This is a genomic window from Paenibacillus sp. J22P165 (assembly GCF_059692015.1).
The window spans coordinates 21120-40911 of record NZ_JCAUAP010000017.1 but is presented as its reverse complement, the minus strand read 5'-3'; the positions used below and the strand labels follow the sequence as shown (position 1 = coordinate 40911).

At 45.9% G+C, this 19792-nt stretch carries 14 protein-coding genes; 8 read left to right on the top strand and 6 right to left on the bottom strand.

Features of this window, described 5'->3' with window-relative positions:
* Window positions 1-93 precede the first annotated feature (93 nt).
* Both AC58QM_RS31080 and AC58QM_RS31075 read right to left on the bottom strand, forming a co-directional pair.
* The gene (locus tag AC58QM_RS31080) at window positions 94-1494 is read right to left on the bottom strand and encodes an MFS transporter (RefSeq protein ID WP_497288628.1); all 1401 of its coding nucleotides are present in this window, start codon (window positions 1492-1494) and stop codon (window positions 94-96) included.
* 64 nt (window positions 1495-1558) lie between these two features.
* Window positions 1559-2149, bottom strand: coding sequence for a TetR/AcrR family transcriptional regulator (locus AC58QM_RS31075; protein ID WP_497288627.1), 591 nt, complete (start codon window positions 2147-2149; stop codon window positions 1559-1561).
* 373 nt (window positions 2150-2522) lie between these two features.
* On the opposite strand from AC58QM_RS31075, the gene AC58QM_RS31070 reads away from it, so the two are divergent.
* From AC58QM_RS31070 to AC58QM_RS31040, 7 genes are all read left to right on the top strand, one after another.
* A complete protein-coding gene (locus AC58QM_RS31070) occupies window positions 2523-6203 on the top strand; it encodes a polysaccharide lyase family 8 super-sandwich domain-containing protein (RefSeq protein ID WP_497288626.1) in 3681 nt (1226 codons plus the stop codon).
* A gap of 201 nt (window positions 6204-6404) precedes the next feature.
* Window positions 6405-8663, top strand: coding sequence for an AraC family transcriptional regulator (locus tag AC58QM_RS31065; RefSeq protein ID WP_497288625.1), 2259 nt, complete (start codon window positions 6405-6407; stop codon window positions 8661-8663).
* Between the two features lie 245 nt (window positions 8664-8908).
* Window positions 8909-9859 (top strand): ABC transporter permease, encoded by a 951-nt coding sequence (locus AC58QM_RS31060; RefSeq protein WP_497288694.1) that lies wholly within the window; start codon window positions 8909-8911, stop codon window positions 9857-9859.
* 1 nt (window position 9860) lies between these two features.
* Complete coding sequence (locus tag AC58QM_RS31055) at window positions 9861-10739, top strand: carbohydrate ABC transporter permease (protein WP_497288624.1); 879 nt, start codon at window positions 9861-9863, stop codon at window positions 10737-10739.
* 96 nt (window positions 10740-10835) lie between these two features.
* Window positions 10836-12383, top strand: a complete 1548-nt coding sequence (locus tag AC58QM_RS31050) for a type 2 periplasmic-binding domain-containing protein (RefSeq protein ID WP_497288623.1) — start codon at window positions 10836-10838, stop codon at window positions 12381-12383.
* A 118-nt stretch (window positions 12384-12501) separates the two neighbouring features.
* Complete coding sequence (locus tag AC58QM_RS31045) at window positions 12502-13944, top strand: alpha-L-fucosidase (RefSeq protein ID WP_497288622.1); 1443 nt, start codon at window positions 12502-12504, stop codon at window positions 13942-13944.
* Window positions 13945-14078: 134 nt separating this feature from the next.
* Window positions 14079-14834, top strand: coding sequence for a DeoR/GlpR family DNA-binding transcription regulator (locus tag AC58QM_RS31040; protein ID WP_497288621.1), 756 nt, complete (start codon window positions 14079-14081; stop codon window positions 14832-14834).
* 59 nt (window positions 14835-14893) lie between these two features.
* Here AC58QM_RS31040 and AC58QM_RS31035 read toward each other — a convergent pair whose 3' ends face one another.
* Window positions 14894-15721, bottom strand: coding sequence for an HAD family hydrolase (locus AC58QM_RS31035; protein WP_497288620.1), 828 nt, complete (start codon window positions 15719-15721; stop codon window positions 14894-14896).
* A gap of 218 nt (window positions 15722-15939) precedes the next feature.
* Here AC58QM_RS31035 and AC58QM_RS31030 point away from each other — a divergent pair, with 218 nt between their 5' ends.
* Window positions 15940-16887 (top strand): metallophosphoesterase family protein, encoded by a 948-nt coding sequence (locus AC58QM_RS31030; RefSeq protein ID WP_497288619.1) that lies wholly within the window; start codon window positions 15940-15942, stop codon window positions 16885-16887.
* 101 nt (window positions 16888-16988) lie between these two features.
* Here the strand turns inward: AC58QM_RS31030 and AC58QM_RS31025 are convergent, their stop codons facing one another.
* Genes AC58QM_RS31025 through AC58QM_RS31015 form a run of 3 tightly spaced genes read right to left on the bottom strand, consistent with a single transcriptional unit; the run spans window position 16989 to window position 19666 of the window.
* The gene (locus AC58QM_RS31025; RefSeq protein WP_497288618.1) at window positions 16989-17807 is read right to left on the bottom strand and encodes an alkaline phosphatase family protein; all 819 of its coding nucleotides are present in this window, start codon (window positions 17805-17807) and stop codon (window positions 16989-16991) included.
* A gap of 17 nt (window positions 17808-17824) precedes the next feature.
* Window positions 17825-18685 carry an EamA family transporter gene (locus AC58QM_RS31020; protein WP_497288617.1) on the bottom strand — a complete coding sequence of 287 codons (861 nt, stop codon included), beginning with the start codon at window positions 18683-18685 and terminating at the stop codon, window positions 17825-17827.
* Between the two features lie 27 nt (window positions 18686-18712).
* Window positions 18713-19666 (bottom strand): metallophosphoesterase family protein, encoded by a 954-nt coding sequence (locus AC58QM_RS31015; RefSeq protein WP_497288616.1) that lies wholly within the window; start codon window positions 19664-19666, stop codon window positions 18713-18715.
* Window positions 19667-19792 lie beyond the last annotated feature (126 nt).

Genomic DNA, 19792 nt, shown 5'->3' with positions numbered 1-19792 from the left:
TTACGTAGCAAGTTTGGGCTCATTCTAATGGATAAGTCCAAGGTAAGTGATGAAATCACTTTCCAAGCGGCCAAGACAATGGATTTATTTACTCTAAGCAGCAGTTGTAGCCTCGTTCACTACTCCCTTGCGATGTAGCTTCTGTCTTCCAAACGACACGTAATAAATCCCCAGAATCAAGAGCTGCGAACCCGCAAGCACGACATAGATATTGCTAAAAATCACACCGGATCCGTGACTGTAAAGGGGATTCCAGTGACTTATCGAAGCCGATCCTAGATCGACGGCTTTGCTATACAAACTAATGGCGATACCTTGCCCAATGAAATTGGCCATCGAGAGCATGCCCATACCCACACCGACCTGATCTGCCGGCAGGGTTCGGGAAACGGAATTATTCACCGCAATGACGATGAAGGACTGACCTACATTGCCAAGAACCAGGAAAATGGCAATGAATAGCGGTGAGCTGCCCGCAAAAGTTGCTAGCAGAAGGAAACAGGCTAGCAATAAGCCGGAAGCCATGTAAGCGACATAGGAGTTACCTTTGGCATCAGCAAGCTTGCCACCTCTGCGGCCGAATATGGCAGCCGCAGCAGCGGCAGGAACCAAAGCAAAGCCAATCCATACGGAAGGAAGCTGCTGAACATCCGTTAACAACAAGGGACTAAGCACATAGAGTGAGCAACAGCTGCTGCTGATGAGGAAAGAGAGTGTAAGTCCCAGCGTATATTTTCGATTTTGAAATAGTTTTGGTGCAATAAAGGGATCACCCGCGGTGCGAATTCGCACCATGAATAAACTTAGAACGAGCAGCGCTCCGATCAAAAGCCACAAGCCGTTAGATACGCTGAGCAGTAGTAAAGCAATGGTGACACCTAACAATCCGCCGCCAACCCAGTCGAACTTGCTGGATCTTCCAGGCTGCTCATTGCCTAAATATGTGCGGTAAAAGGGAAGTGCAACCAGTACAACAAGTGGAACAGCGAACAACCAACGCCAGTGAAGTGTGCTTATAATGAGGGCTGCAATGACAGGCCCAAGCGCGTTCCCAAAAGCTAAGCCAACAGCCGTCATGCCAAGCGCGGCACCTCTTCGCTCGGGAGAGAAGTATCGTAATGGGATGATCATGGAGATGGCGGGAATGACCGCGGCACCAGCAGCTTGTAAGCATCGTCCGACTAGCGCCATACCAAAGGTTTGCGACGTCAGGCCGATTACAGAGCCTAGTGCGAATAAGAGGAGTCCGAAAGTAACAATATCTTTTAACCTGTAACGATCAGCGAGCTTCCCATAGGTAACGGAACCAATGGCGTATATCATGATATAAGCAGAGGATAACCAGCTTACTTGGGCTATCGTCAGCGCAAATTCCTTACTGATCTTGGGCAGGGCAATATTGAACATGACGCCGCTCATCATGGAAAAGGTCATGGTGAACATGAGAACACGCATTAATTTGTCAGCGGTTTGCAGTGTTGCTTTAGTTGCCATAAGAGGGCACTTCCTTTCGAAAAAAAGACTGTCAGTACTTACTGACATTGTTGTGAGAAAAAAACTAGGGCCGTAAAGCCCTAGCAAATAATTTGATACTCTCCTGTATGAAAGGAGCTAAGGTGATGCCAGGATAGCTTTTATGTTGATCGAGATCGTTCATGAACGCCCCGAAGTGCATCATCATAAATGAAAATGCCTGCAACTCAGGATCCGATGTCACGATTTTCCCCTTTTGGGACATCTCAATGAAATAGTTGGTTAAGATCTCTAGCAGCTGCTGCGGATGCTTCTGGGTGCGATCACGGAAACCTGGCAATTGACCCTCATCTTCTTTGAGGGAGATCTGAATCATTTTCCGGTTCCTATTCATGATCTCATGATAGGTCGTGCTCACGAGAAGAAGATCCTTCTCCAAGTCCCAGACGAGCTTCTCGGCAAACAGTTTCTTCATCTCTTCCGCATAATGATAACGGTCGAATGCCGCTTCGAGAAGCTTCTGTTTCGTGCCAAAATGGCGGAATAAGGTCTTCTCGCTGAGGCCAGCCGCTGTGGCGATTTCCAGCGTCGTTACTCCGTTATAGCCTTTTTCCGCGATTAAATGGAGTGCTGCTAATAGTAGTTTATCGCTGCTTCCCATCTTGCTGCTGTCCATAGCGTTATCCCTCTTCCGAACAAAATGTCAGTAGTCACTGACATTTATATTAAACGGATTAGTCGTTATAGTCAATGACGATTTCAAAGCAGGCTTGTTAACGTGTCGCCCGTGCAAATTAGCATGCACATAAATGGATATGAAGGATTGAGATATGTTAAAAAAAGTGCATTGAATCGATAGAGAAGCCCGTAACAACGGGGTTCTCTTTTATTTGTCTCCTACGATTTCCGAAGCAATAATTGGTCATTGTCACGGAAGAAGCGGTCAGGTACGATCGGATATGTGCATGGCCAGAAGACCTACATAAGGAAAAGTAAGTTGTTTCATAGTCTTTAGGATCGATAGAATGTGATCACGGGAGGATGAATTGATGAAGAAGGTCAAAAAGAAAGTGAGTATACTGCTAGCTGCTAATTTGCTTTTTAGTCTGGTTGCCTCGTCTGTTCCATTTTATGAAAGCGCAACCAATAAAGCGCAAGCTGCTGCGGTGAATCTGATGACGAACGGAAGTTTCGAGCAGGCGACAACGGCCACGGATACCAATTGGAGCAGCGCAAATGCTCCCGCGGGTTGGGGGCTATGGATTCCTACTGGAAGCGGGAAGGCTCCAAACAAAACCGTGAATGTTACGCTGGATACGGCGACAGCCCATGAGGGAAGTAAGTCGGTCTTGGTAGATGCATTTGCAACAAGCAGAGTTTCGATTAATCAGACGGTAACAACAGTGACCGCGGGGAAATCCTACCGTTTGAAAATGTGGTTGAAAACGGAGAACGTAACAGGTACAGGAGCCTACTTCCGAACACAATTTTATAACACAAGCAAAGTTGGAGACGGTCCCTCAACCACCAAATTGTTGGGTACGAACGATTGGACGATGCAGCAAGTGTTTATGACGATACCAACGAGTGCGACTAAATTGGTCATCGAACCGTTTCTGGAGACAGGTGTAGGGAAAGTATGGTTCGATGAAGTCAGTCTGGAGGAATATAACGGAGTAACAGGAATTGCGTTGGATCCAAGCGCGATCTCCATGACGAAAGATACAACGACTACGCTCACAGCGGCGCTCACTCCGACGAACGCAGTGGAAAGAACGGTCATGTGGACTTCCAGCAATCCGGATGCAGTCCTAGTGGACAGCAATGGAAAAGTGACGGCTGTAGGGGTTGGGACGGCAACGATTACCGTTTCAACACCAGATGGAACGATTTCAGCGCAATGTACGATAAACGTTGAATCAGCGGAAATGGCAGCCTCATACAGTGCACTTCGACAAAAATGGGCCGATAAATTAACGGGAGGCACCCTGTTCAATCCTGCGGATTCGGATATGGCCGCTAATCTCGCTAAACTGGCAGAGAGTGTATCCAATGCAGATCAAACAGGCTTGTGGGATCGCGTGAACAAAGCTGGTAATCGGACACATATATGGAGCGATATGACGAGCACAACAGATTCAAGCCAGATTAGCACATCGTATGCTCGCTTAAAAACAATGGCATTAGCCTACAACATGCAGGGGACGTCTTTGTATCACAATACGTCGCTGCGAGATGATATCGTAAGCGCCATGGAATGGATGTACACGAACCGATATAACGAAAACAAGAGCCCATATGGGAATTGGTGGGACTGGGAGATTGGTGTACCGCAAACCTTAAATGATCTTCTCGTGCTCATGTATGGGCAGTTAACACAGGCGCAGCTTACCAAATTTATGAAGCCGATTGATAAATTTTGTCCAGATCCGAAGGTAGGTTCCGTTCTTGGTGTCAAAGGAGTCAAAATGACGGGGGCTAATCTGCTGGATAAAGCACTGGTTGCTACGGTTCGGGGTGTGATTGGAAATAACAGTGCCAAGATCATGCAAGGACGCGATGCGATAGGTCCGGAGTTTGTTTACGCGGATCATGGAGACGGCGTTTATGAAGATGGCTCACTTGTTCAACACACCAATATCGCTTATACGGCTGGATACGGAGCCGTGTGGTTAAGCCGAGCCGCTGATATGACGTACTTGTTGAACGGTTCCCCTTGGCCAGTGACAGATCCCAACGTCAATAACGTGTATAAATGGGTGTCAGATACGTTTGAGCCGGTAATTTATAAAGGTCTCTACATGGATATGGTCAATGGCAGAGGCATGTCTAGGCAAGCTGCAGGCAGTGCCAGAGGCACGATTACAACGTTGCTTCGCTTAGCGGAAGGGGCGCCGTCTGATGTGGCGTTATCCATTAAGCGGATGGCGAGCGAGTGGATCTTGTCCGATACGACATATAGCAATTATTTCGATGGATTACCTGTCTACGAATTGAGTCTTGTGAAAAATCTCTTGAACGATGCCTCGATTCAGCCTAGAGGAGAACTGATCAAAAACCAGGTATTTGCTGGTATGGACCGTGTTGTTCATTTGCGTGAGGGGTACGGCTTTGGAATCAGCATGTTCTCCAATCGGATCTCAGCGTTTGAGAAGGGCAATAACGAGAATTTAAAAGGTTGGTATACGGGGATCGGTATGACGTACCTTTACGATCAAGATCTTAACCAGTATCGCAATGATTTCTGGCCGACTGTAGATTCATTTCGTTTGCCAGGTACGACAACAAATGGCTCAGGCAAAGGCGTGACGCCAGGTGAATGGACCTCGTACATGAATGCAAAAGAGTGGGTGGGAGGATCGACAATCGACGGGCTTTACGGTGCGTCTGGGATGGATTTTTCCTTAGCGAAGGTGACGGGAAGCGATCTGCAAGGCAAAAAGTCTTGGTTTATGTTCGATGATGAAATCGTCGCATTGGGTGCAGGCATTTCGAGCAGCAAAGCTGGACCGCAGCCTGTAGAAACGATGATCGATAACCGCAAGTTGAGTGATGCGGGGGATAATAGGCTCACCGTGGATGGAGCAGCCAAACCATCACAGCTTGGTTGGTCGGAAACGATGGAGAACGTTAACTGGGCTCATTTGGCTGGAAATATGCCAGGAACGGACATTGGCTATTATTTCCCAGAAGCGGCCAACGTGTATGGACTGCGTGAAGCAAGAACAGGTAAATGGAGCGAGATGAACAGCGGCCAATCGGCGACGCCAGTCACTCGGAATTACATGAGTCTAGCTTTTGAACACGGGGCAACGCCTTCGAATGCTTCGTATTCGTACGTGATGCTGCCGCATAAAGACGCACAGGCTACCGCACTATATAGCCAAGCGCCTGATGTAGAGGTTCTGAGCAATACGGCGGATGTACATGCGGTTAAAGAGAAGAAGCTCGGTATTACCGCGGCGAATTTCTGGCAACCAGGAACGGCTGATTTCATCTCCGCGCACAATCCTGCTTCCGTCATGGTGAAGGAATCGCAATCGGAGTTAACCATTGCTGTATCGGATCCAACACAAAAGCAAAGCACGATTACGCTTGAGCTGAACAAGGCTGCGCTATCCCTCGTGCGTAGTGATAGTACAGTTACGGTTGTACAAACGTTGCCGACGTTAAAGCTCCAGATCCATGTAGCAGGTTCCGTAGGCAAAACGCATGTCGTAACGTTCAAGAAAGACACGACAGCTCCCGTTATCACGCCAACTGTTTCGATGGCTGTCTATTGGACATCGGGCGGCAGCTTAAATTTCGACATTTCTGATTCTGAAAGCGGAGTGGCAGCAAAGTCTTTAGAGCTAAATGGCCAAACTGTAAGTCTCCCCTACACGTTCAGTCCATTGAGTCTGCCCATTGGCGATCATCCCGTAGTCGTTACGGCAACGGATATAGCGGGGAACGAAACAAGATCAGCATACACACTAAAAGTTATGATGGATGTAGGTCACTTGGATGAATTAGTAAGGTATGCGTATCAGCGAGGTTGGATTACCAACCAAGGCATCTATAACAGCTTGCTAGTCATGATTGATGTACTTCAGAAGCATTTGAATCAAACACAAACACAGCAGGCATTCAATGCGTTAGAAAATCATATTCGTGCACAATCAGGTAAAAAAATCGATGCAAGATTCGCTGAAAAGTTAGTAAACGCTATTGCCTTTTTAAAGTCATAACCTTCTAAATGCATTCAAACAAATACAGCCCGACTTCGTCTATGTGATGAAGTCGGGTCATCCTTATTTCTCGAGATACTTGATTTTCTACGGCTAACCGATTAAAATGCTCATAATTCAGTTAGCGAGGTGATTGCCCTGCGCAAAATAATCACGAATTTTTGGAAGCGTTTTTTTCGAAGCAAAACGATCTTTCGCAATATGGTCACTCTTTCCTTGTTCGCTGCGATCATCCCTGTTCTCATTGTTGGGGTAGGAAGTTATTTATATTCAGCATCTGCTGTACAGAGTGAAGTGAACCAATCGAATGTGCGGATCTTAAACAACGTATCTGCTACCATCGATTCCACGTTAGATCGCTTGCAAAACAATGCGATTCAAATGTTGCTAGGTACATTTTTTAGCTCTAACTTGGTGGAGTTAAAGAGCACGAACTATACCGGTTTTTACTCGGGGATTTCACGTGAATTATCTGCCCTCATGAATGGGAATAAAGAAGCTAGCGATGTAGCTGTGTACGTACCGGATGAAGGATACTTAATCTCGCCTATTTTTGGGGGGAGAAGAATTGAAGGCATGGGGGAACGTGAAGAGCTACTGAAGGAGCTCGCCTCTGATGATCAGCTCAGATGGGTCAGCGGGCCATACTCGTTGCTACCGGGATATAACGACAATGGCGTTACGTTAATTGCGAAACTGCCACTGCTTGGCAAACAGCCGATCGGACTCATGTTTATTCGTATCAATGAAGATCTCTTTAAAAACATCATGAAACGGTTTATCAGCTATACAGGTGAACAAATGTTCATTTTGGACGAAAAAGGAGCTCTTGTTACTTCTATGGGTGGGAGCGAGGTTCCTCCAGGTTTATTTGATCGGGTTGCGCATATCGGATCCGAACAGCGCTTCCAGTTCGCTTTCAATGAGACCGAATACATGGTGACGCCGATCACGTCTACATATAACAAATGGCAATATATCAATATGGTTCCGATCGATCAATTGAACGCCAAGTCCAATGGGATCAAATTAATCACACTAGTCATCGTTCTCATATGCTTGGTGTTCGGAGCGCTTATAACGCTGTGGGGCACACGACGCGTGTATCGACCGATTCAGAATCTTGTCGCTTATGTCAAGGATGGCCAAGGGGAAGATGTAGAAACTGATGAAGTAGGCTTTGTACATAAAAGATGGGCAGAACTCAGTAATACAGCGAATGACATGCAGCAACAGCTCAGTGACCAGTTGCCGCTGATTCGCGAAATCTTTGCTCTGCAGCTCTTGCAGGGACGCTTCCTCTACTACTCCGAGGATCAGTTAGCGGCCATGCTGCGAAGGTATAACGTGCCTGCACATAAGGAGAGTATCGTCATCGTGATTGCCTTCGATCTGCAGTCGGAAGGTAAGGTGCGTTTTCAAGAAAATGATCGTGAGTTAATTGTCTTTGCAGTGAAAAATATCGCGAGTGAACTTTTGCAGACCCATGAGATGGAAGGGATCGGCATCAATCTGCTGAATGATCAGGTTGCTGTTTGGTTGTATCGGGATCCTCTACTAGCTGAAGATGAAGAGTCGGACATCAAACAATTTGCTGAGAGACTGCGGTTGCTTGTATCTGACTACTTACATCTCCAAGTTACGATCGGGCTCAGTGGAAAAAGCGAGCATATCGGGGAGTTGCCTGAACTATATGAAGAGGCACTGCTTGCGGTCCGCTCACGCATGATCGTAGGCGGCAATCAAGTCATTTCGCATACGAACAGTAAAAGTCATTCGGACATGCATTATCGCTATCCGTTGGAAATTGAGACGCATTTTGAGAATTCGTTGCAACTAGGCGATCGTGATGAAGCGGTTAGGATGATGGACGAGTTTGCGAAGGCGATGGGGGCTGCGATCCAGAAGCCTGAGCTTATTCAAATGTCGTATTACCGCCTGCTTACAGCTGCGATTCGAACGGCCTACATGCTCGGATTGGATACCGCTCAATTATTTGGCGCATCGAATGAAGATCCGTATCTCTATATTCGCAATATTAGTACGACTTATGAATTGAATGTCTGGTTTAAAGAACAATTGGTCGAGCCCATTGTTGCTTATGTGCATGGCAAGCAGCATCAAGAGCATGAGCAGTTAATTGCGAAAGTGGTTCGGTATATGGAGGAGAACTATCACTTCGATTTGTCGCTGGATCAGTGTGCGCAAATTTGTGGGTTAAGTCCGCAATATTTAAGCAAGTTGTTCAAAAAGAAAAAGGATGTCTCCTTTATTGAATATTTGACCAAGGTAAGGATTGAAAAGTCTATTGAGTTGCTTCGTACAACGGATTTATCCGTATCCGATGTTTCTGAGCGGGTGGGGTACCAGATGAAGAATTTCATTCGGGTATTTAAAAAGCATATGGGCGTGACGCCAGGTCAATTCCGAGGATCCGACGAAGAAAATCAAGAAAATTAGAATGCCCAAATATTATTTTAACGATTCATATGAAGGCGAAAAAAGAGAAAGAAGTGAGGAGAAACCCCGTCGTTACGGGGTTTCTCCTTTTTTGTCTTTCCCACAAACCGCGGATAAGAATTGGTCATTGTCCCTATGACTGACGATCGGGTACGATCGTTTCAAGCAAAACAACGAGATGCAATCGTAACTAATGAGAGGTGATGACATTGTCACATAGTCAAGTGGAACAGTTTCAGAACGTGATGCCGAGTGGACTAGAAGAAAGAAAGACATCTAAGAAATCATGGGTACACGAGTGGCAAGTCGCGCTGAAGCGTGACAAATATCTCTATTTATTGGCCGCGCCAGGTTTACTATTTTTCCTCATATTCAAGTATGTGCCGTTATGGGGATTGCTGTTAGCATTTAAAAACTACTCTCCCTATTTAGGTTTCTGGGATAGCGAATGGGTTGGCTTGAAATACTTTCGTGAGTTTTTCACTAATCCGGATTTTATGATGTTGTTTCGAAATACGATGGCCATCTCGCTTCTGAATATCGTATTTTTCTTCCCCATTCCGATTGTCGTATCCCTATTGTTGAATGAGGTGAAGAGTTTACCTTTTAAGAAAATCGTACAAACGGTCATCTATTTGCCCCATTTCTTGTCGTGGGTAATCATCGTCGGTATTTGTTTCTTAATTCTAGGTCAAAGCAGCGGGATCATTAATCAGTTAATCGTCGAATTCGGCGGGCATAAGATTGAATTCCTTACGGAGCCTAATTATTTCTGGGCTTTGCTTACGGCTCAAAGTATCTGGAAAGAAGCAGGCTGGGGAACGATTATCTTCCTTGCTGCACTGGCTGGGATTAATTCGGAGTTGTATGAAGCTGCGCAAATTGATGGTGCGACAAGATGGCAGCAGATGCGGAATGTCACCATTCCTGGTATCAAAAGCACGATTATTGTGTTGTTAATCCTACGTTTAGGCCAAGTGATGGATGTAGGTTTTGAGCAAATTTTCCTGATGGCAAGCGGGCCTGTATCGCAGGTAGCTGACGTATTTGATACGTATGCTTATCGTGTCGGTATTCAACAAGGCCGGTTCAGCTATGCAACGGTTGCTGGATTATTCAAATCAGTTGTAGGACTCATACTGGTTGTTACAGCCAATCGTGTAGCCAAGAAGTTCGGTGAGGAGGGACTTTACTAACATGGATAATCAACTAGGTTCCAAGATATTTAATGTCCTTAACTACACGCTACTCACGATAATTGGACTTGTTACCTTACTGCCTTTCATTTACGTTGTGATCATTTCATTTACCGATCCAACCGAGTATTTGACGAAGTCCTTAGTTCTGATTCCTGAAAAATGGAGCTTGTCTGCTTATGAATATATCTTCTCTACGAATGCGTTCGTTCATGCGATGGGCATAAGCGGCATACTAGCGGTTTTTGGTACCTTACTAAGCTTAATTGTGACAAGTGCACTAGCTTATGTGCTCTCACGTAAACGGTTGAAAGGGAAGAAGTTTTTCCTTGTTGCCATCCTAATGACCATGCTATTCAATCCGGGCATGATTCCAAACTATTTGCTCGTGGATAGCCTTGGTTTAATGGATTCGATCTGGGCGCTCATTTTGCCAGCGCTGACCAGTGCATGGTATGTCTTCTTGATGAAAAACTTTTATCAGGAAATTCCAGATGAGCTTGAGGAAGCGGCTAAAATGGATGGTTGCTCAGATATCGGCGTGTTCTTCCACATTATGCTGCCGATTTCCGTCTCGGCGCTTGCCGCATTCGGGCTGTTCTATGCAGTAGCTTATTGGAACACGTACTTTAGTGGCGTTCTTTACATCAATAGCGATAGCTTGCGTCCGTTGCAGGTACTCCTTCAAATGCTGCTCATTTCCGCATCGCAAATGGCTGATCCTTCGGTGGCCGCCATGCTGGAAAGTGAACGGACCGTGCCTCCACAAGTGATTAAGATGGCAGCAGTCGTGATCTCCTCCTTACCCATTGTTATGGTGTATCCGTTCTTACAGAAGTATTTCGTTAAGGGTATGATGGTTGGTTCCGTGAAGGGGTGAGAGCCATGTACCTGAGAGGGGTGATGCTGGGAAGTACTGGACATGCGGGTCAATCATTCTAATTGTATAATAAGCATATAAACGGGAGGTCTTTACATGAAACCAATGGTCAAAAAATTGGCAGTACTCTTAACAGCAACGGGTCTAGTCGCTTCTTTAGCAGCTTGTGGGAAAGCGAATGAAGCTGCTCCAGCAAGTTCGGCAGCGAGTACGACAGCGGCATCAGCGAAACCTGCAGCAAAACCAACCGATATTTCCATAACAACGCTTGCCTTCGCCGCAGCACCAACAGGTGAGTTGGAAGCCGTGAAACAGCTAAATGAGAAGCTCAACGTCAATCTGAAGTTAAATTGGATTCCAGCAGCTCAAATTACAGAGAAACTAAATGCGCTGCTTGCTTCACGAGATTTACCCGATGTGCTATTCCTAGAAGATTTTAACTATACACCTGCTTTTCTCAATGCCGTTGATCAAGGTGCTTTCTGGGATCTAAGTCCTTATATTAAAAATTACCCTAACCTAGCTAAGTATCCAGATAACGTATATAAGAACGCCTCTTTGAAAGGGAAATTGTACTCCCTTCCACGTGTAAGACCGTTGGATGGCCACGAGTCCATGCTGATCCGCAAAGATTGGTTGGATAAACTAGGCTTACAACAGCCGAAAACGATGGATGAGTTGTCCAAAGTTCTCGAAGCTTTTGCCTCGAAAGATCCAGATGGCAACGGGAAAGCTGACACCTATGGCGCTGTCCTTCCTGGGGCAAATGGACCTTCGAGTACGATACTATCCATGTTTGGTACAGGCACGAAGTGGAAAGATGAGAACGGCAGCCTGATCCCGTATTGGTATACACCACAAACCAGAGATGCGCTAGCATTTTGGAATAAATCCTATAAAGCAGGCGGCATTCTTCCGGATTTCCCAGTACTTAAGGCAGCACAAATTAAAGATATGCTCGTTCAGAATAAAGCAGGCGTAGCGTTCGCGAACGTGGTTGATGCCTATAAATATAACGTGGAATTGCAAAAGGTAAATCCGCAAGCAAACCTTATTGCTGTTGAAATACCAAAAGCGCCAGATGGCAAATTCTATTATGAGCAAGCAAGTGGTTATTATGGACAATTCCTAATCAATAAGAAATCCGTTGATGAAGCGAAATTGAAGAAAATTCTAGAAGTTTACGATTTCACGGCTACTGTTGATGGCTACAATTTGGCTACTTACGGCATCAAAGATGTTGACTTCACAGTCAAAGCTGACGGAAGCGTAGAACAAACCGAAGAAGGTAAGAATAAAGGGTATTCCGGCGATACGACAGGTCAGTGGGTAACGGGATACTTCGATAAGTATACAAGAGCCAAAACAGCGGGTATGCCAAACGAAATTTACCAAGCAAATGCAAAAGTCATTGATACCATCTCCTCCATTCCAGATCCAACTTACGGGTTGATGAAGTCCGCACCATTTAAGGAAAAGGGAGCAGACTGGGATAAAAAAGTAAACGATATGATGGTCAATGTCATTGTTGGCAAAAATTCGCTTGAGGATTGGGATAAACTGGTGAAACAGTTTAAAGATGATGCAAGCTTCCAACAGCATATTAAAGAAACGAACGACTTCTACAAAGAGAAATCCAAATAAGTCTGATGAAATGAAAGGACCCGATCGTGCCTGTTGATGGCGTGGTCGGGTTTCTTTTCAACACGTTCGGCCAGTCAGTTGGCAGTTACGATATGATTGAATAAGGAGCATGAAGCAGATGGCAGTTTCCATAGAAGAAGCAGTTAAGGTAGTTCCCACTCCACGCCAATTGGCTTGGCAAGAGATGGAGTTTTATGCTTTTATTCATTTCGGTATGAATACCTTTACAGGGAGACAATGGGGATTAGGTGATGAGGATCCTCAGTTGTTTCATCCAACAGCCTATGATGCTGCACAATGGGTGGAGTCCTGCCGTTTAGCAGGAATGACTGGCGTCATCCTAACCTGTAAGCATCACGATGGATTTTGCCTCTGGCCTAGTGAATATACAGACCATTCCGTCAAATCTACTGCATGGCAGGATGGGCAAGGGGATGTTGTAAGGGATGTAGCCGAAGCTTGTCGTGCTCAAGGGTTAAAATTCGGTGTCTACCTATCGCCATGGGATCGGCATGAGCCTAGTTATGGGGATTCCCCCTTATATAACGCCTATTTCCAAAATCAATTACGCGAGCTTCTTACAAAGTATGGTGAGATTTTTTGCGTTTGGTTTGATGGGGCTTGCGGTGAGGGACCGAACGGTAAAATGCAGGTATACGATTGGGAAACAACCTATCGTATAATTCGTGAGCTGCAGCCAGACGCAGTCATTAACATTTGTGGACCTGATGTTCGCTGGTGCGGCAATGAAGCTGGTCACACACGTGAATCGGAATGGAGTGTAGTACCTGCTGCTCGCAGAAATATCGAGGAAATTCAATCCGAATCGCAACAAGAGGATGATGGTGCTTTTTCACAAAAAATCAATGCAGATACTGAAGATCTGGGAAGCCGAGCTGTTTTGACGGAAGCTAATCGAATGATTTGGTACCCAGCCGAGGTGGATGTATCGATCAGGCCCCAGTGGTTCTACGATCCTGTTGACGATGATAAGGTGAAAACGGTCAATGAATTGATTGATCTGTACGAGAGTACAGTTGGCGGAAACAGCGCACTTCTGCTGAACATTCCACCGGATCAACGTGGGCTCATTCATGAGACCGATGCACGCCATTTGCGTGAATTTGGGCAATGGCTCCGGGCTACCTATGAGCAGGACCTAGCTGAAGGAGCGAATGTGTGGGCTTCTCAAACAAGGGATACAACTGTTGAGGCAGGGAATCTAACCGATGGTCGGTCCGATTCCTATTGGTGTCCTCAGGAAGGGACTGAGCAGGCTGAGCTTGTGATTGACCTTGGTGAGGAAATGACGTTTGACCGTATCGTTTTGCAGGAATGTATCCAATTGGGGCAACGGATTGAACGCTTCAAGTTGGCCTACAAGCAAGGTGACGAGTGGGTAAGCTTGTGTGCAGGCACTGTGGTTGGGTATAAGAAGATCTGCAGCTTCCAACAGGTGAACGCAAGATACATTCAACTGAAAGTGACCGAATCGCGTATCAATCCCACATTAAGCAGCTTTGGTGTGTATGGCAGTGCGATGCTGAACGAGCAGAAGTAGAGAGCTATTGGTTATTGACTTTCCTACGAATGTTGCATACAATTTGTGAAACAAAGGAAGTTCACAAAAACAAAGAAAATCAAAGATGAATGGCGGTGTTCGACTTGTCGCTTTTGGCACAGGAAAGAAAAGAAATGATACTGGAAGTTTTATACCGCGAAGGTAAAGTGAAGGTTCTTCCTATGGCCGAGCAGCTTGGCGTATCATCAGAAACCGTTCGTCGCGACTTGGATGTATTAGAATCAGAAGGTAAGCTAAGCCGTGTATATGGCGGTGCTGTGCGCTCCGGCTATGCCTATGGTGAACCTTCGTATGACCAAAGAGCACAGCTGCATACTGACGTTAAGAAGAAGATCGGTGAACGTGCCGCACAATTGATTGAAGATGGCGATACGATCGCATTGGATGTAGGAACAACCATGTTGGAGCTAGCTAAAGCAATTGTGGGGAAACGCAATTTAACGTTGATTACGAATTCGATATCGATCGCATCTTATTTGTCAGATGCCCTTCATCATCATAAATTTTCAGGTAAAGTGTTTATCCTGGGAGGTCAGTTGAATCCTGATCAACAATCGGTTACAGGACCTCTGTGTGAACAAATGCTGGGGATGTTCTTCTTGAATAAAGCCTTTATATCCGTCGGAGGTATTTCGCTTTCAAGCGGCATCACCGATTATGATTTTAATGAAGCCTACATTTCCAAGCAATTTGCCAAATCCGCACAGCAAGTTATTGTACTAGCCGATCAATCGAAGATTGGTGTCCAAGCTTTTACGCAAATCGCTCCTTTAGAGCAAGTAGATATAATCGTATCCGATCAGCCTTATCCTAAGGATTGGAAAGATACCCTCGAGCAAAAGGGTGTATATTGGTTAGTCAGCGAGTAACAGAAGAAGGTCCAGCCGGAGGAGAATTCGTGCTGGACCTTTTTTATATATAGAACGATTTATGATGAAGATGTGGTAGCATTCTTGCTGTTCTCTAGATCTTTCAAAATAGGAATGAGGCCGGATAAGCGTGAAATTTCATAGGTAGGCTTATGATCAGTATGTACTTCTCGCTGGTGATGGTTGATCCAAACGTTTGGCATGCCGATATGACAGGCTCCTTGGATGTCTGTAAGCAGATTATCGCCGATCATCATGACTTCCTGCGAAGACATGTCTAGTAGTTGCAAGGCATGTTCGAAGATGGAGGGCGCTGGCTTTCCAACGCCAAACGTGCCCGAAATAATAATATGTTCGAAGTAGTCAGCCAATCCTGGGATGCTATCGATTTTTTCTTGCTGGAGGTCTGGGGAGCCATTCGTCATCATAAGCAGTACATAGGTACCGTGTAAGTGATTTAGCACGTCTAGCGTGTCATCGTAGATCAACGGACGTTGTCGTCGCTCAAGGGCGAATTGAACTGCCAGTCGTGATCCAAGCTCAGGTTGATCAATCCCAACGGATAAGAGGCTTCGAGACCAAGTTTCTCTCTGGTAAGAGGGAGTTAATTCTTTTAACTTACGTAAGGGCCACGTATGATCTGATGTGAAATTACCCCACAATGCCTCAAGGAAAGTGACTTCAATCATGTTAGCCCATTCAAAAATCTCCATTTGCTTAAAAAGGGTTTCTCCTGTTTCCCGAACGGTTTGTTCGAATAGATCAGGGTCAACCCCTGTTAATTGTTCTGCCAATCTGCAGGTTTCCTGAAAAGCTTGAGTGATACTTTGTTCATCCCACAGCAGGGTATTATCCAGGTCAAAAATAATCGCTTTTACCGTAGTCACGAAATCAGCCCTCTCCTCTATATACTTTTAATTTACCGCAGTAACACATAATATTCAACAATAACAAAGAATAAACAATTTAAAACAACAAGTATTCGCGAAAATAACTAGAATTTATGGGGGTAGTGGTTGTATACTAGGATTAATGACAGAAACTACAACAATTAACATAAACAAACCACAAAATATCGAAAATGATAACCCAAGGGGACTACATCATGCAGACTCAGCTTTCCTTTCGTAACGATCAAACCTTTACAATCGTACAATTTACCGATATTCATTGGAAAAATAATGACCCAGAAGACCAGCTCTCCCATCGTTTAATGGAGGAAGTGCTTGATGCGGAGCGTCCAGATCTTGTCGTGTTCACGGGCGATGTGATCTACACGGGACCTGTGGGTGAGGGTGAAATACGATGTATGGATCCGGTAAAAGCTTTGCAAGAGGCCGTTCAGGCCGTAGAATTACGCAAAATCAAATGGGCTTTCGTTTTTGGTAATCATGACGCGGAGATGGGTATCAGCAAAGAGGAACTCATGGATGCGGTAAGGAAGCATCCTCATGCGCTAGCAGAGACAGGACCGGAAGACATTCATGGTGTAGGCAATTATTCCTTACAAGTGAAGGATAGTGCGGGAAATACCGCAGCTGTCCTATATTTCCTAGATTCAGGAGCTGCGTCTACGAATCCACGTGTCGGCGGTTATGATTGGATTAAACACGATCAGATTGGATGGTATTTGAACGAGTCTAAAGCGATCCACGGACAAAATACGAATACGCCGTTGCCAGCACTAGCTTTTTTCCACATTCCACTGCCTGAGTATAAAGAAGTTTGGGATAGCGAGACCTGTTATGGCAATAAGCTGGAGAAAGTCTGCTCTCCGAAAGTAAACACTGGCTTATTTGCCGCTATGTTGGAACGAGGCGATGTAATGGGGACCTTTGTTGGTCACGATCATATCAATGATTACTGGGGAGAATTACATGGCATTCGACTTTGTTACGGGAGAGCGACAGGGTATAACACTTATGGGAGGGAAGGGTTCCCAAGAGGTGCGCGGGTCATCCGGTTGACGCAAGGAAAGCGCGAATTTGAAACGTGGCTGCGATTAGCAGGAGGCATGGTTATCGAGCAACAGCTAGAACACCAAGCCGAATGAACTCATGAGTGTACAAAGCAAAATCCGACCTGGTCCATTCGGACGAAGTCGGATTTTTGTCGTGTCCGCATGATGGCGGGGGCGATATTGTGCGTCTGCGATTAAGGTTGGTGAAACAATCCCTGAGGCAATGTCCCCTCCCAAGAAGCGGGAACCTTCATGCCAAGTGCGTAAGCCACGACGGTGGCTGTGTCAGTAATGTCGACGCTAGCGAGCTTAGTCCCAGCTGTGATGCCAGGACCTGCACAGCCCCAGAAGATCGTTTTATCCAGCGGATGATCGCTGCCGTGGTTGAAAGCATTTTCACCACCGCCACCGTGATCCGTGACGGCAATAATGAGGCTATCTTCTAGCAGATCAGCCTCTTCCAGTGCTGCTAGTATGACGCCCATGTGTTGGTCAGACTCTTCGATAACACGATGTTGCCCTGATGTATTGTAGCCATGTTTATGACCTGCAGCGTCTGGCAAATCCAATTGTACATAGAGCAGCTTGAAGTCGGGGTTTGCATGTATATAGGCAGCAATAGCTTGCACAAGCTCGCCATCAGGCATCGAGACTTTATGTACGCCGATAGACGGCTCAATAATGCCAAAATTAATGGGCTTCCAAGCACTGTATGCGGCTAATTTAGCTTCGGGAAAAGTTTCCCTAGCCACACGGAAAATGGAAGGATACGGTGAATCAACTGGAAACTCTTCCTTTTCCGCCTTCGTATTGGTAAGGCCATGTTTTGTAGGAGAAACTCCGTGAAGCAGAGTCCCCCAACATTCAGCGCTAATGGTAGGCGATGCAGTTTGTGCTTCAAGTGTCGAAGCCCCAGCTGCAAACAAACGGTCTAAATGCGGCGTATGTGCCCCACGTACAAAATCGCCAGCGCCGTCCCAACCAATGATAATTACACGATTACAAGTCGTCATTGATGAACCTCCTTTTTTTAACCCCAAAAACTGATCATGAGAATTCCGCTTAAAATAAGAATAGAGCATAGAATGCGTAAATGGCCTTGTTTCTCTTTGAGGACAACGATGCCCAGAATGGTTGCAAAAACAGTCCCGATCTCACGCAACGGAGAGATATGGGCAACAGGCGCGTACTTCATGGCGAAGAGAAATAATAAGTAGGACGCGGGATTGAGAATGGCGCCGAGTACAATCGTCTTCAAGTTTATTCTCCACTCGATACGCAGCTGCTTAGAAGCGATAACATAAGGTGTGAGCCCTGCGACAAATCCGATATTTGTCACTTCTAATAAAGCGAGAGGAGAGATGTGTGCGAGATTTAATTTATCGACAAGTACGTAGCAAGTCGTACACAAGCCCACACTTAAAGCCATTAGAAATGGTTTAACGGATCCAATCGTGAGTGTTCCAGATCGTATTCCTGTGAAGATACCGCTGAGCGAAATAAAGCCAATCACCATGCATAGCAGTCCCAGCCATCCGACCAGAGATAAAGATTCGCTCAGAAAGATGACAGCGATAAGAGGAATGAACAGGGTGTTGGTGCCTCGCATAATCGGGTAGATCTGAGAGAGATCCCCCATTGTATAGGTACGTGTAAGTAAGAGTGCATAGACGGCTTGTAAACAAGCTGATAACAAAAGTAGACCATAAGCAGATAAGGATAAGGGCGTGAGCCATAATTCTCGGATTAAGGTAGGCAGCAAGATGACGGTGGTCACCATGATGATGGACCATAGGAAGACGCTTTTGTTACGGCTGCTTTTGGTGAATAAGCTCCAAATGGCATGCGCGAGGCCAGATGCGATAACAAGCAGTGTTGCGATGATAATCAAACCATCACCTCCGAATCTTGTAATGGTTTATGTACCAGGAATGTGCTCAGGTTGCTGGGTAATGACAGTGCCATCAGCAAGACGCATCCAGGTCTCGAAGCTTCGCTCATTTTCGCGAAGCCGAATCATCCGAGCGCCGCGTTGAAAGCCTTCTTTGCCATACGTGTTATAGCCGCTCGCTCTTCCGTAACACAAGCGAATACCATGAAGCTCGCCCCAATAATCGTTGATATGATCATGGCCGACGAACGTACCTATGATATCGCCCATTTCTAGCATCGCTGTGAATAAGCCTGAATTGACTTGGCTGGTCGAAACAGAAGCTTCAAAGAAATGTCCATAGCAGGTCTTCGTATCCCACACCTGTTGGTATTCCGGGAAGGGGATATGGAAGAAAGCAAGCGCAGGTAAAGGCTGTTCAGCAGCAGTATCTCGAATCGCAAGGGATTGCTCCTTGTACCATGCGATTTGGTCGCTGCGAATCCAATCATAGCCTGGAATATGCGGTACCGGTGAATAGGCGCCGGAGTCAAAGAAATAGAGGTTGAATTTACTTTCTCCCTCAGCATTCTGAATGGATAGGCGGTAATTCCCCTCTCCGCTAAGCTGGGCAGGACCCCGCTGTGCAACGGTATGGGGATATTCCAGTACGGCGTGGATGAGGTCTTCACGTGTAATGATGGACTCGGTGTCATGATTGCCGAACACGATCGCCCATGGAATCCCGCGTGTTTCCACGGAATGGACAGCTTCACGTAAAGCTTGTAAAGGATCTTCGCAAATAGGATCACCTGGGGCGACATCACCGGTATAAATGACATCACCTGTAAAAACAACAAGATCCGGTTGCTCGGTATCGAGGATATCCTCCATTAATCGGCGTGTCTGTTGATCCAGAACACCGCTATCTTTCCAATGTAAGTCCGTGAACTGTGCGATCGTAAACGTGTGATCCTCACGAAAGATGAGTGAATGTGGCACGATAAGCCCTCCATTTTTGCATTGAGTGGTGTATTCATGTGGTTTTATATTAAAATCATGTTGTTTGTTGACAATTGTATCGCTGTCCGATCAGGCTGTCAATCAGCAATTTTAGAAAGCATGCCC